This is a genomic window from Pseudomonas versuta, assembly GCF_001294575.1.
Taxonomy (GTDB): Bacteria; Pseudomonadota; Gammaproteobacteria; order Pseudomonadales; family Pseudomonadaceae; genus Aquipseudomonas; species Aquipseudomonas versuta.
In genome coordinates this window covers 4,009,990-4,023,740 of the sequence record NZ_CP012676.1, presented here as the reverse complement: position 1 = coordinate 4,023,740, position 13,751 = coordinate 4,009,990, and the positions used below count along the sequence as shown (strand labels likewise).

13 protein-coding genes are annotated in these 13,751 nt (G+C 57.8%); 8 read left to right on the top strand and 5 right to left on the bottom strand.

The features are described from left to right. Positions 1-242: 242 nt before the first annotated feature. The 6 genes from rpsF (at position 243) to AOC04_RS18015 (ending at position 6,399) form a co-directional block, all read left to right on the top strand. Entirely contained in the window at positions 243-668 is a 426-nt protein-coding gene (rpsF, locus tag AOC04_RS18040) for a 30S ribosomal protein S6 (RefSeq protein WP_003439045.1), read from the top strand. A 28-nt stretch (positions 669-696) separates the two neighbouring features. After that, entirely contained in the window at positions 697-927 is a 231-nt protein-coding gene (gene rpsR, locus AOC04_RS18035) for a 30S ribosomal protein S18 (RefSeq protein WP_003171373.1), read from the top strand. A gap of 36 nt (positions 928-963) precedes the next feature. Continuing rightward, positions 964-1,860: a YybS family protein gene (locus AOC04_RS18030; protein ID WP_060695753.1), complete on the top strand. Its 897-nt coding sequence runs from the start codon at positions 964-966 to the stop codon at positions 1,858-1,860. A 19-nt stretch (positions 1,861-1,879) separates the two neighbouring features. After that, the gene (gene rplI, locus AOC04_RS18025) at positions 1,880-2,326 is read left to right on the top strand and encodes a 50S ribosomal protein L9 (protein WP_003439047.1); all 447 of its coding nucleotides are present in this window, start codon (positions 1,880-1,882) and stop codon (positions 2,324-2,326) included. Between the two features lie 134 nt (positions 2,327-2,460). After that, positions 2,461-3,855 carry a replicative DNA helicase gene (dnaB, locus tag AOC04_RS18020; protein WP_048360319.1) on the top strand — a complete coding sequence of 465 codons (1,395 nt, stop codon included), beginning with the start codon at positions 2,461-2,463 and terminating at the stop codon, positions 3,853-3,855. Positions 3,856-4,092: 237 nt separating this feature from the next. Continuing rightward, positions 4,093-6,399: a YgiQ family radical SAM protein gene (locus AOC04_RS18015; RefSeq protein WP_060695751.1), complete on the top strand. Its 2,307-nt coding sequence runs from the start codon at positions 4,093-4,095 to the stop codon at positions 6,397-6,399. 269 nt (positions 6,400-6,668) lie between these two features. Here the strand turns inward: AOC04_RS18015 and AOC04_RS18010 are convergent, their stop codons facing one another. Next, positions 6,669-6,875 (bottom strand): hypothetical protein, encoded by a 207-nt coding sequence (locus AOC04_RS18010; RefSeq protein WP_060695749.1) that lies wholly within the window; start codon positions 6,873-6,875, stop codon positions 6,669-6,671. 369 nt (positions 6,876-7,244) lie between these two features. Here AOC04_RS18010 and azu point away from each other — a divergent pair, with 369 nt between their 5' ends. Beyond that, positions 7,245-7,691: an azurin gene (gene azu, locus AOC04_RS18005; protein ID WP_060695747.1), complete on the top strand. Its 447-nt coding sequence runs from the start codon at positions 7,245-7,247 to the stop codon at positions 7,689-7,691. A 64-nt stretch (positions 7,692-7,755) separates the two neighbouring features. Here azu and AOC04_RS18000 read toward each other — a convergent pair whose 3' ends face one another. The 4 genes from AOC04_RS18000 to AOC04_RS17985 all read right to left on the bottom strand — a co-directional run bounded on the left by AOC04_RS18000 (position 7,756) and on the right by AOC04_RS17985 (position 12,080). Continuing rightward, a complete protein-coding gene (locus AOC04_RS18000; RefSeq protein WP_060695745.1) occupies positions 7,756-8,778 on the bottom strand; it encodes a DUF1338 domain-containing protein in 1,023 nt (340 codons plus the stop codon). 187 nt (positions 8,779-8,965) lie between these two features. After that, positions 8,966-9,793 (bottom strand): ammonia-dependent NAD(+) synthetase, encoded by an 828-nt coding sequence (nadE, locus tag AOC04_RS17995; protein ID WP_060695743.1) that lies wholly within the window; start codon positions 9,791-9,793, stop codon positions 8,966-8,968. Positions 9,794-9,796: 3 nt separating this feature from the next. Beyond that, positions 9,797-11,011 (bottom strand): nicotinate phosphoribosyltransferase, encoded by a 1,215-nt coding sequence (gene pncB, locus AOC04_RS17990; protein WP_060695741.1) that lies wholly within the window; start codon positions 11,009-11,011, stop codon positions 9,797-9,799. A 163-nt stretch (positions 11,012-11,174) separates the two neighbouring features. Continuing rightward, a complete protein-coding gene (locus AOC04_RS17985) occupies positions 11,175-12,080 on the bottom strand; it encodes a LysR family transcriptional regulator (RefSeq protein ID WP_060695737.1) in 906 nt (301 codons plus the stop codon). A 165-nt stretch (positions 12,081-12,245) separates the two neighbouring features. Between AOC04_RS17985 and amaB the strand changes: the two genes are divergently transcribed. Then, on the top strand, positions 12,246-13,736 hold the full coding sequence (amaB, locus tag AOC04_RS17980; protein WP_060695734.1) for an L-piperidine-6-carboxylate dehydrogenase: 1,491 nt from the start codon (positions 12,246-12,248) through the stop codon (positions 13,734-13,736). The last annotated feature ends 15 nt before the right edge of the window (positions 13,737-13,751 follow it).

The following is a 13,751-nucleotide window of genomic DNA, read 5'->3' as shown; positions in this document are numbered from 1 at the left end:
CTTTTGATGGCTCTGCGGTCCCTCTCGCACCCTTCAGCAGCGACTACAGGTTTGCGGTGATTAAAGATTGTTCAAATAATCACCAATTGCCTTGCACCTCTCTTGCCCCTTCTCTACAATTGCGCCCCTTGCCGTCATGGCGGGCGCATATGTGCCTCTCTAGGCAAGACACACAAGTGTCATTCACTCCTTGTCTGACCGCTTTTTAGTTAGCGGCAGGCTACAACCCGTAAGGAGCATTCATGCGTCATTACGAAATCATCTTTTTGGTCCACCCGGATCAAAGCGAACAAGTCGGCGGCATGGTAGAGCGTTACACCAAGCTGATCGAAGAAGACGGCGGCAAAATCCACCGTCTGGAAGATTGGGGCCGTCGTCAACTGGCCTACGCAATCAACAATGTTCACAAGGCTCACTACGTGATGCTGAACGTTGAGTGCACTGGCAAAGCCCTGGCTGAGCTGGAAGACAACTTCCGTTACAACGATGCTGTGATCCGTAACCTGGTCATCCGTCGCGACGAAGCCGTAACTGGCCAGTCCGAGATGCTCAAGGCTGAAGAGAACCGCAGTGAGCGCCGTGAGCGTCGTGACCGTCCTGAGCATTCTGACAGCGCCGATGGCGATGACAGCGATAACAGCGACGCCAGCGATAACGCTGACGAGTAATCCACGGACCTTTTGAGGAGCCAATTACATGGCACGTTTCTTCCGTCGTCGTAAATTCTGCCGCTTCACCGCAGAAGAAGTGAAAGAGATCGATTACAAGGATCTCAACACTCTGAAAGCTTACGTATCCGAGACCGGCAAAATTGTTCCAAGCCGCATCACCGGTACTAAAGCTCGTTATCAGCGTCAGCTGGCCACCGCTATCAAGCGCGCCCGCTTCCTGGCCCTGCTGGCCTACACCGACAGCCACGGCCGCTGAGACCGGGCAGTCGACAAGTAGTAAAGGATTGAAAGCATGCGCGCCTTAGCTGAGTTCATCATGCGAGGCCGTGTGCAGGCCGCGTTAATCGTGGCCGGATGTGCGGCATTGCCGTTTTTGTTCTGGTTGAGTGCTGCTGCAGGTTGCCTTGTGCTCCTGCGGCGCGGTCCGAGAGATGCCTTGAGCATCCTCACGTGGGCTCTACTACCGGCCTTGGTCTGGTGGTTTATCGGAGAACCTCGCACCATGATGGTGCTGTTGGGATCTCTGGGATTGGCGATGATGTTACGCGCCGGTCAGCCCTGGCATCGCGTGCTGCTGGTCAGCGTGGCGTTGGGTGTAGTGTATGGCGTGATCCTGGGTACGGTTTTCCGCGAACCCATTGGTGCGATGGCGCAGGAGTTGGAAAAACTTCTGCCGCAGGTCCTCAATGGTCTCTACGACAAGTTGTCTGACGTAGAGCGAGCGCGCCTAGGAGCATTGATTGCCCCTGTTCTCACCGGTTTGATTGCAGCTTTGATGCAGGTCGTCAGCGTGCTTAGCCTGATTATCGGGCGTTATTGGCAGGCGTTGTTGTACAACCCGGGCGGTTTTGCCAGCGAATTTCGCAGCATCCGCCTACCGCTGGGTCCAGCGTTACTGTTGCTGGCGTGCATGCTTGTAGGACCGAATTTCGGTCCTCAAATGGCCATGCTCACGCCGTTGTGCAGCGTAGCGTTGTTCTTCGCCGGGCTGGCCCTGATACACGGGCTGGTGGCGCAAAAGCGACTGGCCAAGTTTTGGCTGGTGGGGTTGTACGTCACGCTGTTGCTGTTTATGCAGCTGATCTATCCGTTACTCGTGGTCCTGGCCATTGTCGACAGCCTGATTGATTTTCGCGGACGTCTGGCGCCGAAAGACGCTGGTAAAGACTCTGCGGACGGTGAAGGTTAAAAGTTAAGAGGATTTTCACATGCAACTGATCCTTCTGGAAAAAGTCGCGAACCTGGGCAACCTGGGCGACAAAGTAAATGTTAAGGCCGGTTACGGTCGTAACTACCTGCTGCCGTACGGCAAAGCTACCGCTGCAACCGCTGCCAACCTGGCTGCGTTTGAAGAGCGTCGTGCTGAGCTGGAACAAGCAGCAGCAGACAAAAAAGCTTCGGCTGAAACACGCGCTGCCCAACTGGCTGAGCTGGAAGTGACTATCACTGCCACCGCTGGCGACGAAGGCAAGCTGTTCGGTTCGATCGGCACCCACGACATCGCTGATGCACTGACCGCCTCTGGCGTTGAAGTTGCAAAAAGCGAAGTTCGTCTGCCGAACGGCACTATCCGCAACGTTGGCGAATTCGACGTGGCTGTGCACTTGCACGCCGAAGTTGAAGCAACCGTACGCGTTGTTGTGGTAGCTGCTTAAGCAGTCTTAACTGACTGGCACCTTGTGTGTCAGGCGGTTAACATCGGGCACGATCCTGTTTACAGGTCGTGCCCTTTGTCTTTCTGCTGTTCCTGATTTCAAACCCCCAGCTTTTACAAATTAACCAAGTGGCCATGAACGATATCTCCGCTCCTGAGCAATATGACCTGCAAACCGCAGCCCTGAAGGTGCCGCCGCATTCCATCGAGGCCGAACAGGCTGTGCTCGGTGGTCTGATGCTGGACAACAACGCCTGGGAACGCGTGCTGGATCAGGTCTCGGACGGCGATTTCTATCGGCATGACCACCGCCTGATCTTCCGCGCCATCGCCAAGCTGGCAGACCAGAACTCCCCGATTGACGTCGTGACCCTTGCCGAGCAACTGGACAAGGAAGGTCAGACCTCACAAGTCGGTGGCCTGGGCTACCTGGGCGAGCTGGCGAAAAACACGCCATCGGTCGCCAACATCAAGGCTTATGCGCAGATCGTTCGCGAGCGCGCCACGTTGCGCCAGCTGATCGGCATCAGTACCGAAATCGCCGATAGCGCTTTTAATCCTGAAGGGCGCAATGCGGCCGAAATTCTCGATGAAGCCGAGCGCCAGATCTTTGCAATTGCCGAGGCCCGGCCAAAAACCGGCGGCCCGGTAAGCGTCAACGACCTGCTGACCAAGGCTATCGACCGGATCGATACGCTGTTCAATACCGACAACGCCATCACCGGCCTGTCCACCGGCTACACCGACCTCGATGGCATGACCAGCGGCTTGCAGCCGTCCGACCTGATCATCGTTGCCGGTCGTCCATCGATGGGTAAAACCACCTTTGCGATGAACCTGGTGGAAAACGCGGTATTGCGCAGCGAAAAAGCGGTACTGGTTTACTCCCTCGAGATGCCAGGCGAATCGCTGATCATGCGTATGCTGTCGTCCCTGGGCCGCATCGACCAGACCAAGGTCCGTGCCGGTCGACTGGAAGACGATGACTGGCCGCGCCTGACCTCGGCGGTCAACCTGCTCAACGACCGCAAGCTGTTCATCGATGACACGGCCGGCATCAGCCCGTCGGAAATGCGCGCACGTACCCGTCGTCTGGTGCGTGAACACGGTGAGATCGGTTTGATCATGATCGACTACCTGCAACTGATGCAGATCCCCGGTTCGGGCGGTGACAACCGGACCAACGAAATCTCCGAGATTTCCCGCTCGTTGAAAGCGCTGGCCAAAGAATTCAATTGCCCGGTGGTTGCACTGTCGCAGCTCAACCGTTCTCTTGAGCAGCGGCCCAACAAGCGCCCGATCAACTCCGACTTGCGTGAATCCGGCGCCATCGAGCAGGATGCCGACGTCATCATGTTTGTGTACCGGGACGAGGTCTATCACCCCGAAACCGAACACAAGGGCATTGCCGAAATTATCATTGGCAAGCAGCGTAACGGCCCTATCGGCACCACGCGCCTGGCGTTTATCGGCAAATACACGCGTTTTGAAAACCTGGCCCCGGGCAGCTACAACTTCGACGACGATTAACGGCCCGCATGCCCCTGCGGGTGCTGGTTTGCCAGCGCTGCAGGCTAGGTGATTGCCTTGGCGGTCGCGCCGAGGCTATCGCCGGCAAGTCAGGCCTGCGAGGGATCGCAATCCAAGGCTCCAATCAATTCCGACCATTACCGTCGGAATTGATCATTTTTTGTGCTATATTCCGCGCCCGCGAATTTCTTCGTAAATGACGCGCCCAATTTTCTGTACTCAACACCGGTCATCGACATGCAATCAGCCAAGCCTTTATTTGACTATCCCAAGTACTGGGCCGAATGTTTCGGTCCAGCGCCATTCCTGCCGATGAGCAGGGAGGAGATGGATCAGCTTGGCTGGGATTCATGCGACATCATCATCGTCACCGGTGATGCATACGTCGACCACCCGTCGTTCGGCATGGCGATCATTGGTCGCCTGCTGGAGTCCCAGGGCTTCCGTGTGGGCATCATTGCGCAGCCGAACTGGCAGTCCAAAGACGACTTCATGAAGCTGGGCGAACCGAACCTGTTCTTCGGCGTTGCGGCCGGCAACATGGACTCGATGATCAACCGCTACACTGCCGACAAAAAAATCCGTTCCGATGACGCCTACACCCCCGGTGGCATGGCTGGCAAACGTCCGGATCGCGCGAGCCTGGTGTATAGCCAGCGCTGCAAGGAAGCCTACAAAAACGTACCGATCGTACTTGGTGGCATCGAGGCGTCCTTGCGCCGTATCGCGCATTACGACTACTGGCAGGATCGCGTGCGCAACTCGATCCTGATCGACGCCTGCGCCGACATCCTGCTGTACGGCAACGCCGAACGTGCAATTGTCGAAGTTGCCCAGCGTTTGTCCTATGGCCACAAGATCGAAGACATTACCGATGTTCGCGGCACCGCGTTCATTCGTCGCGATACGCCAAAAGACTGGTACGAAGTCGACTCCACGCGTATCGACCGTCCGGGCAAGATCGACAAGATCATCAACCCGTACGTGAACACCCAGGACACTCAGGCCTGCGCCATCGAGCAGGAAAAAGGTCCGGTTGAAGATCCGAACGAAGCCAAGGTCGTGCAAATCCTGGCCAGCCCGCGCATGACCCGTGACAAGACGGTTATCCGTCTGCCATCGGTAGAGAAAGTGCGTGGCGACTCGGTTCTGTACGCTCACGCCAACCGCGTGCTTCACCTTGAAACCAACCCGGGTAACGCCCGTGCGCTGGTGCAAAAGCACGGCGAAGTGGATGTGTGGTTCAACCCGCCTCCGATCCCGATGACCACCGAAGAAATGGACTACGTGTTTGGCATGCCTTACGCACGTGTTCCGCACCCTGCGTACGGCAAGGAAAAAATTCCGGCCTACGACATGATCCGCTTCTCGGTGAACATCATGCGTGGCTGCTTTGGCGGCTGCACCTTCTGCTCGATCACCGAGCACGAAGGCCGGATCATCCAGAACCGTTCCGAAGAGTCGATCATTCGCGAAATCGAAGAGATCCGCGACAAGGTGCCAGGTTTCACCGGCGTCATTTCCGACCTCGGCGGCCCGACCGCGAACATGTACCGCATCGCCTGCAAAACCCCGGAAATCGAATCCGCGTGCCGCAAGCCATCCTGCGTGTTCCCGGGTATTTGCCCGAACCTGAACACCGACCACTCGTCGTTGATTCAGCTGTATCGCAGCGCCCGTGCCTTGCCGGGCGTGAAGAAAATTCTGATCGCTTCCGGTCTTCGCTATGACCTCGCGGTCGAGTCGCCGGAATACGTTAAAGAGCTGGTGACGCACCACGTAGGCGGTTACCTGAAGATCGCCCCGGAACACACCGAGGAAGGTCCGCTCAACCAGATGATGAAGCCGGGCATTGGCAGCTATGACAAGTTCAAGCGCATGTTCGAGAAGTACACCAAGGAAGCGGGTAAAGAGCAGTACCTGATCCCTTACTTCATCGCCGCTCACCCCGGCACCAAAGACGAAGACATGATGAACCTTGCGCTGTGGCTCAAGGGTAATGGCTTCCGTGCTGACCAGGTGCAGGCGTTCTACCCGTCGCCGATGGCCACTGCCACTGCGATGTACCACTCGGGCAAAAACCCGCTGCGCAAGGTCACGTACAAAAGCGACTCGGTGATCATCGTCAAGAGCGAGGAGCAGCGTCGTCTGCACAAGGCGTTCTTGCGTTACCACGACCCGAAGGGCTGGCCAATGCTGCGTGAGGCCCTGACCCGCATGGGCCGTGCCGACCTGATTGGCTCGGGCAAAGACCAGCTGATTCCGTTGCATCAGCCGGCGACCGACAGCTACCAGAGTGCCCGTCGCAAAAACTCGACGCCTGCCGGCAGCCACAAAGTGGCCGGAGAGAAAACCACCAAGATCCTGACCCAGCACACCGGCCTTCCGCCGCGTGCCAGCGATGGTGGCAACCCGTGGGACAAGCGCGAGCAGGCCAAGGCCGCCGCATTTGCCCGTAACAAACAGGCTGCCAAAGAACGTCACGAAGCAGCCAAGGGCGGCAAGAGCCAGAAGCCGACACGCAAGCCGGTGGTTCCGCGCTAACTTCTGTTGGCGCCGGGTTGCCGGCGCCTGCAAAAGCGCTATTGGCCAAACACAACGCCAGCCTTCGGGCTGGCGTTGTGCATTCTGCGCGCACACAAGCCCGTCAGGCGCGAGCAGGCATGATTAATGTCCGGATGTAGGAGTAGGTGACCTGGAACGTCTGAGGATGCAGCAGGGGCAATCAGGCGGACTGCGAGGATCAACAGCCGGGCTGCTGATCCTGATCACAGATCCTGTGGGCCGGGTTGTGGATAACCGGGCCGAGGGTGTTACGCGTCTGGTGCTTTTTGTTCTACGGCGTCGGTGGTTTCAGCGACAACATCACCTTCTGCATCGACTTCAACGTCGGCATTCGGATCCAGCTCTACAGTACCTTCCTCAGCTGCCGCTTTCTTGCGGGCAAGCTTTTCCTCTTTCTTCTGCTCTTTAGCCAAGTCTCTTTGACGCTTAGCGAAGTTGTAATTTGGTTTGGCCATGGGCGATCCTCTGGGGGTCGAAGGGGTTGAGCGGCGCGTATTCTGCCCTGTATTAGTGCTTAGCCGTTAGCTGGGTTTTAGCAAGTCGCTATTTTGCGCTGAAAACACGACTCTACACTGCCGAAAAAGCCGGTTGTGGATTAAATCTCGGACCGGAGGTGATCGCAGCTGCTGATCAGCGCTGAAAGTCCCGCCACTTATTCCCCCGAATACCGCATTGATGACCTAAGGTTATAAGCCCGGCGTTGACCCAATGGATGAATTGTTTCGATCAACGCCAGGAGCATGACTCAGATCATTGGAATCGAGACAATTTTCGGGCAATCTGTATACAGATTGGTTGTTCATACCCTGCCTTGGAGATACACCATGTTTGCCAAAGTTCTTGCGGTATCCCTTTTGACCCTGGCCAGTGGCCATTTGCTGGCGGCTGAATGCGCTGTGACTGTCGATTCGACTGACCAAATGTCTTACAACACCAAAGAGATCGTCATCGACAAGTCCTGCAAGACTTTCACCGTTAACCTGACGCACTCCGGCAGCTTGCCGAAAAACGTCATGGGTCATAACTGGGTGTTGAGCAAAACTGCAGACATGGCAGGTGTTGCTACTGATGGCATGGCAGCCGGGCTGGATAAAAACTACCTGAAAGACGGCGACACCCGCATCATTGCCCACACCAAGATCATTGGTGCCGGTGAGAAAGATTCGGTGACCTTCGACGTGTCGAAGTTGAACCCGGCTGAAACGTACGAGTTCTTCTGCACATTCCCTGGCCACAACTCGATGATGAAAGGCTCCGTGGTTCTTAAATAAGACCCGGCCAGCCAATAAACAGCCCTGACGCGCCTTGTGCGCTCAGGGCTGTTTGCGTTTGGGCTCAGGCTTTTGAATCAGTCATCTTGAAAATGCCCTGGGCATTGCTGCTGTCGAAATTCAGATCGATACGCCCGTTTTCCGGGTCGACCTTGCGCTCAATGAACTCGACAAAAGAGCCCGGCACCTGATGCTCGCGATAATGCCCGTCGGCATCGATCAGCCCTCGCGTAACCGTGCAGGCGCGATACGCAGTTTGCATCACCCGGCCTGAGGCAGAGACTTCGATGCTGTCTTTCATCGGCCGCTGCAAGTCCCGTTGTTGTGCCACACAGGCTTCGAGATCCTGCACCCGATCGGTCAGATGGTTGAAGCTGTTGCCCTCGGTGGCAATCCAGGCCATTTCTGCACTTTCACTGAGCAGGCAATGGTAATCGGCTTCGAGCACCGTGCCGTGTTGCCGGCCGAATGCTCGATACAACGCCGGTAGCAGGGCTTGCGCCTCATCGAGGCGGCAATGGCGGGTGAGGCTCAGGCGCTTGAGAATGCGGGTGTGTTCGGCTTGCAGCGGATCGAGGCTGGAACCGACGACGCGGGTAACCGCCTGCTGAAACGTCTGGCTAAATCGCCCCGGGTGTAATTCCGAGACAAAAAACTGCGCAATGTCTTCTGGCAGGTCCATCTGCCGATAGCCCCACCCGGTCATGTTCAGCCTGGTCAGCGGGTAGGTTCGTACATCGGTAAAGCCCAGTGGCTCCAGCAATCGCGAAAATGCCTGACGGCCCCGGGGCAGTTCGCCGTTGGCGGGCCAGTCGACAGTGCGAATCGCACCATGGTCAAACACCACTTTGCGGCCTTGCAGCGCTTGTTCCTCTACGTAGCGCCGGCCATCCGGTACGGCGTCCACCAGCTTGTGCAGCAGGCACAGGTTTAACGCTTCGGCCAGCCAGGCCCGGTGCACGGCCTGCTCATGCCAGCTGAAAGCCAGCAGCCCCCGGGGCACCTCGACATGCTCGCGCAGCCAGTGAGCGGCAGGCTGACCGAGCGCAGACTCGACAAGAGAGAACAAACCATCGAAAGAAGACATGGGGGCAGGGCTCTGGCGACCAAATAGGCGTCTATCAAAGCCTTTGAATGCAGAGGCGGCAAGCGAAAAAAAACGTGGGGTTCATTCCGTTTTTTCGTACATGTTCAGTCTGTGCAAAACCTGTGGGATCAGGGTTGCCAGCGATTGCATCGCCGGCAAGCCAGTTCCCACAGGTGCAAGGCTTACTTCAAGGCGCCAGCGGCATCTCACGCTTGTGCTGGGTCTTCTCGTACGTGCGGCAGATGATGTTAAACGCGTCCTGACTCACCGGCTGACCGTGCAAAAAGGCATCAATCTCGGCATAGGTCACGCCGTGGGATGCTTCGTCAGGTTTGCCGGGTTCCAGGTCTTCAAGGTCTGCGGTCGGGACTTTCTCCACCAGCGATTCTGGCGCACCAAAGTGACGTGCAATCGCGCGCACCTGATTCTTGACCAGCCCGCTGAGCGGTGCCAGGTCGCAGGAACCGTCACCGAATTTGGTGAAAAAGCCCATCACTGCTTCAGCGGCGTGGTCAGTACCAATCACCAGGCCACCCGTAGCCCCGGCGATGGTGTATTGCGCCACCATGCGCATCCGCGCCTTGGTGTTGCCCAGCACAAAATCCACCGTAGCGTGTGGCTTGCCTTCAAAGGCCGAAACTTCGGCGGCCAGTGCTTTTACTGCCGGGCCGATATTCACCGTTTGACGTTCGTCCGGGTTAATAAAGTCGACAGCGGCAGTGGCGTCAATTTCGTCGTGCTGCACGCCGTATGGCAGGCGCACGGCAATAAAGCGGTAGGCCTGATCGCCAGTCTGTTCACGCAGTTGTTTGACCGCGCGCTGGGCCATCAAACCTGCAGTCAGCGAGTCGACCCCGCCGCTGATGCCCAGCACCAGGGTCTTGAGCCCGGAATTGTGCAGGCAGCACTGGATAAAGGTAATGCGTCGTGCCACCTCGGCCTCAAGGGCTGCGGTGTCGCTAAACGGCGGTTGGACCTTGAGCTCTTCAGCAATCTGACGCTGTACGGCCTGCATGATTCACTCCTTTGGAGGTAGTTCAGGAACTTGGAAAACATGGCGCAAGTAGGCGGCAAAGTTCGGGTCCGAGCAATGGGTCTTGCCCGGCTCGTCCGAAATTTTGGCCACGGGCGAGCCATTACAGGCGGTCATTTTAAGCACGATGCTCATCGGCTCGACACCTGGAATGTCACAGGTCAGGTTGGTGCCGATGCCGAAGCTGACATTAATCCGCCCGCGCAATGCACGGAATATCTCCAGTGCGCGGGGCAGGGTCAGGCTGTCGGAGAAGACCAGGGTCTTGCTCATTGGATCAATGCCCAGCTTGTGGTAGTGCGCGATGCATTTTTCGGCCCATACCACCGGGTCACCGGAGTCATGGCGCAAACCGTCGAACAGCTTGGCAAAGTACAGATCAAAATCGGCGAGAAAAGCATCGGTGGTGATGCAGTCCGTCAGGGCAATCCCCAGCAGCCCGCGGTATTCGCGCACCCAGCAATCGAGCGCCGCACTCTGGCTGTCGATCAATCTCGGGCCCAGTTGCTGATGGGCCATGATCCATTCATGGGCCATGGTGCCCAGCGGTTTCATGTCCAGCTCGCGGGACAGGTTGACGTTACTGGTGCCGACGAAGCGGCCCGGGAAGTCGTGCTTGAGCACGCTGACCACTTCTTCCTGTACCAGGTAAGAAAAGCGTCGGCGTGTTCCGAAATCGGCGACTTGCAATTCGGCCAGTTCTTCGGCGCTGGCGTTGGCCAGCAACCAGTCAAACTTGCGGTACAACTGCTCGCGGGCCTGTGACAGCAGCGTGTCGGCATAGCGCGAGCGGTTGCGTACCTCACTGACAATCGCCAGCAGCGGCACTTCAAACAGAATGACGTGCAGCCACGGTCCGCGCAGACGGATGACCAGCTCGCCGTTTTCGATCCCGGTATGTACATAGCGCAAATTGAAGCGAAACAGGCCCAGGAAGCGTATGAAATCGGGCTTCATAAAGGTGATTCGTTCCAGAAACCCTAGCTGGTCCTGAGTCATGCTGAGCTCGCCCAGACGCTCGATCTGGTGGCGAATCTCGCTCAGGTACGGGCGCAAGTCCTCACTGTTACGGCAGCGGAATTCCCATTCGACTTCAACGTTGGGATAGTTGTGCAGCACCGCCTGCATCATGGTCAATTTGTAGAAGTCGGTGTCGAGCAAGTTCTGCACGATGCGATCGGCAAACACACTCTCGCTCATAGCGGCAATCTCCATGCTGGCCGTGCCTGATAATCACGACGTTCAGCTCTTTCAATGAATGGCGCTAGTGGCGCATATCCGCAGGCGGTTTTGCCAGCGGTTTTTCTTTCATCTGCAGGAGCGAGCTTGCCTCGTGGTCTTTTATAAGGTCAAAAGCTCGCGCCTACAGGGTTTGTGGGTCGTTCAATTGCGCCATTATCCACGCCACAAATGCCTGCACCTTGGGCACACCGGCCGAATGTTCTGGGTAAGCCAGGTAATAGGCGTCGGGGCTGGGCATGGAGTACGGCCAGGCAACGACCAGTTTGCCGTCTGCCAACTCTTCTTCGACCAGAAACCGGGGCAGCAATGCCACGCCACACCCCACTTGCGCCGCTCGTATACACATATAAAAGGTGTCGAAGCGCGGGCCGTGGTAGCTGTGATCGGTGCGATAGCCCTGGTTTTCAAACCATTCATGCCAGGCCTGTGGGCGAGAGGCATTTTGCAGCAGCACCAGTTCAGTCAGCTGCGTAGGGTCGGTATAGGGCATCTCAGGCAGGCTCGATGGCGCGCACACGGCCACCAGTTCTTCGCCAAACAGCTTCAGGCACTCGGTGCCGGGGCGTGCGCCCTGGCCAAAATAAAATGCCAGATCGCTGCGACCTTGCAGCAAGTCATCGGCCTGCTGCTCATTGCACAGGTCCAGATGAATATGCGGGTATCGCAGTCGCCAGCCTTTGAGGCGCGGCACCAGCCAGCGGGCGCCGAAGGTCGAGGGTGTCGATACGCGCAGCACTTCGGTTTCGCCGCCGTAGGAGCGCAGGGTGTGGGTCGACATCTCGACCTGGGTCAGGATTTTTCGGACTTCTACCAGATACAAATCACCGGCGGGGGTCAGTTGCAGACGCCGACGCACGCGGCGAAACAGCAGGTGTTGTAACAGCTCCTCCAGCTGCGCGACCTGTTTGCTGACCGCACTCTGGGTCAGATTCAGCTCTTCGGCGGCGCGGGTGAAACTCAGGTGCCGGGTTACCGCCTCGAAACACTGGAGTGCGGTGATCGATGGCAGATGGCGTTTATTTAGCATAAGAGCAGAGCATAAAAGGCCCCTCATTCTTGTTGTCAGGCAACGTTACCAGCGCAGCATGAATTTTTGGAATGATATCTCGCTTAAAGGTCGTTTGTTGCCGCGCGGTGGGCCAGCTACAACTAATGGCCTGAAAACCCGATTTTTGAGCTGAAGGAGTGTCCCATGGTTGCTGCATTACTGGATCGTCTTGGTATTGACCCTGCGCTGTATCAGCAGGGCAAACAACCGGTACACACGCCCATTGATGGCAGCCGGATTGGCGCAGTGCACTGGGAAGGTGCGGCTGAGGTCGAGCAACACGTGACCCGCGCCGAGCACGCCTTCGAGGCCTGGCGCAAGGTCCCGGCTCCGCGCCGTGGCGAACTGGTACGCCAGTTTGGCGACCTGCTGCGTGAGTACAAGGCAGACCTGGGCGAGCTGGTGTCCTGGGAAGCGGGCAAGATCACCCAGGAAGGCCTGGGCGAAGTCCAGGAAATGATCGACATCTGCGATTTTGCTGTCGGCCTGTCGCGTCAGCTTTACGGCCTGACCATCGCCTCCGAGCGCCCGGGCCACCATATGCGTGAAACCTGGCACCCGCTGGGCGTAGTGGGGGTGATCAGTGCATTTAACTTCCCCGTGGCCGTCTGGGCCTGGAACACCACGCTGGCACTGGTGTGCGGTAACGCAGTGATCTGGAAGCCCTCTGAGAAAACCCCGCTGACGGCCCTGGCCTGTCAGGCACTGTTCGATCGGGTACTGCACAAGTTCAGCGATGCACCCAAGTACCTGACCCAGGTGATTATCGGTGGCAGGGACGCAGGTGAGGCGCTGGTGGATGACCCGCGCGTCGCGCTGATCAGCGCCACCGGCAGTACCCGTATGGGGCGCGAAGTGGCGCCAAAAATTGCTGCGCGCTTTGCCCGCAGCATTCTTGAACTGGGTGGTAACAACGCGATGATCCTCGCGCCGAGCGCTGACCTGGATATGGCCGTGCGCGCCATCCTGTTCAGCGCCGTCGGCACCGCAGGCCAGCGCTGCACCAGCCTGCGTCGGCTGATCGCCCATGACTCGGTCAAAGACGAAATCGTCACCCGGCTCAAGGCCGCCTATTCCCGGGTGCGCATCGGTCATCCGCTGGAAGGCAATCTGGTTGGCCCGCTGATCGACAAACACAGTTTTGAAAACATGCAGGACGCCCTTGAGCAAGCCCTGAGCGAAGGCGGTCGGGTGTTTGGCGGAGAGCGCCAACTGGCCGGCCAGTACCCGAATGCGTATTACGTTGCCCCGGCCATCGTGGAAATGCCCGAGCAGAGCAATGTGGTGTGCAGCGAAACCTTTGCCCCGATCCTGTACGTGGTCGGTTACAGCGAATTCAGCGAGGCCCTGCGCCTGAACAATGCCGTGCCTCAAGGCCTGTCGTCGTGCATCTTCACCACCGATGTACGCGAGGCCGAGCAGTTCATGTCCGCCACCGGCAGTGATTGCGGTATTGCCAACGTCAATATCGGGCCCAGCGGTGCAGAAATTGGCGGCGCCTTTGGCGGTGAGAAAGAAACCGGCGGCGGCCGCGAGTCCGGCTCCGATGCGTGGCGCGGCTACATGCGGCGCCAGACCAATACCGTTAACTACTCGCTGGAACTGCCGCTGGCGCAGGGTATTACGTTCGATTGAGTCTCATGTGAAGGG

Bases quoted from the DNA above. Each gene is read 5' to 3' on its own strand.
- AOC04_RS18010 (WP_060695749.1), bottom strand. From the start codon at position 6,875: ATGGCCAAACCAAATTACAACTTCGCTAAGCGTCAAAGAGACTTGGCT.
- AOC04_RS18000 (WP_060695745.1), bottom strand. From the start codon at position 8,778: ATGTCTTCTTTCGATGGTTTGTTCTCTCTTGTCGAGTCTGCGCTCGGT.
- dnaB (WP_048360319.1), top strand. From the start codon at position 2,461: ATGAACGATATCTCCGCTCCTGAGCAATATGACCTGCAAACCGCAGCC.
- pncB (WP_060695741.1), bottom strand. From the start codon at position 11,011: ATGAGCGAGAGTGTGTTTGCCGATCGCATCGTGCAGAACTTGCTCGAC.
- rpsR (WP_003171373.1), top strand. From the start codon at position 697: ATGGCACGTTTCTTCCGTCGTCGTAAATTCTGCCGCTTCACCGCAGAA.
- AOC04_RS18030 (WP_060695753.1), top strand. From the start codon at position 964: ATGCGCGCCTTAGCTGAGTTCATCATGCGAGGCCGTGTGCAGGCCGCG.
- amaB (WP_060695734.1), top strand. From the start codon at position 12,246: ATGGTTGCTGCATTACTGGATCGTCTTGGTATTGACCCTGCGCTGTAT.
- azu (WP_060695747.1), top strand. From the start codon at position 7,245: ATGTTTGCCAAAGTTCTTGCGGTATCCCTTTTGACCCTGGCCAGTGGC.
- rpsF (WP_003439045.1), top strand. From the start codon at position 243: ATGCGTCATTACGAAATCATCTTTTTGGTCCACCCGGATCAAAGCGAA.
- AOC04_RS18015 (WP_060695751.1), top strand. From the start codon at position 4,093: ATGCAATCAGCCAAGCCTTTATTTGACTATCCCAAGTACTGGGCCGAA.
- nadE (WP_060695743.1), bottom strand. From the start codon at position 9,793: ATGCAGGCCGTACAGCGTCAGATTGCTGAAGAGCTCAAGGTCCAACCG.
- AOC04_RS17985 (WP_060695737.1), bottom strand. From the start codon at position 12,080: ATGCTAAATAAACGCCATCTGCCATCGATCACCGCACTCCAGTGTTTC.
- rplI (WP_003439047.1), top strand. From the start codon at position 1,880: ATGCAACTGATCCTTCTGGAAAAAGTCGCGAACCTGGGCAACCTGGGC.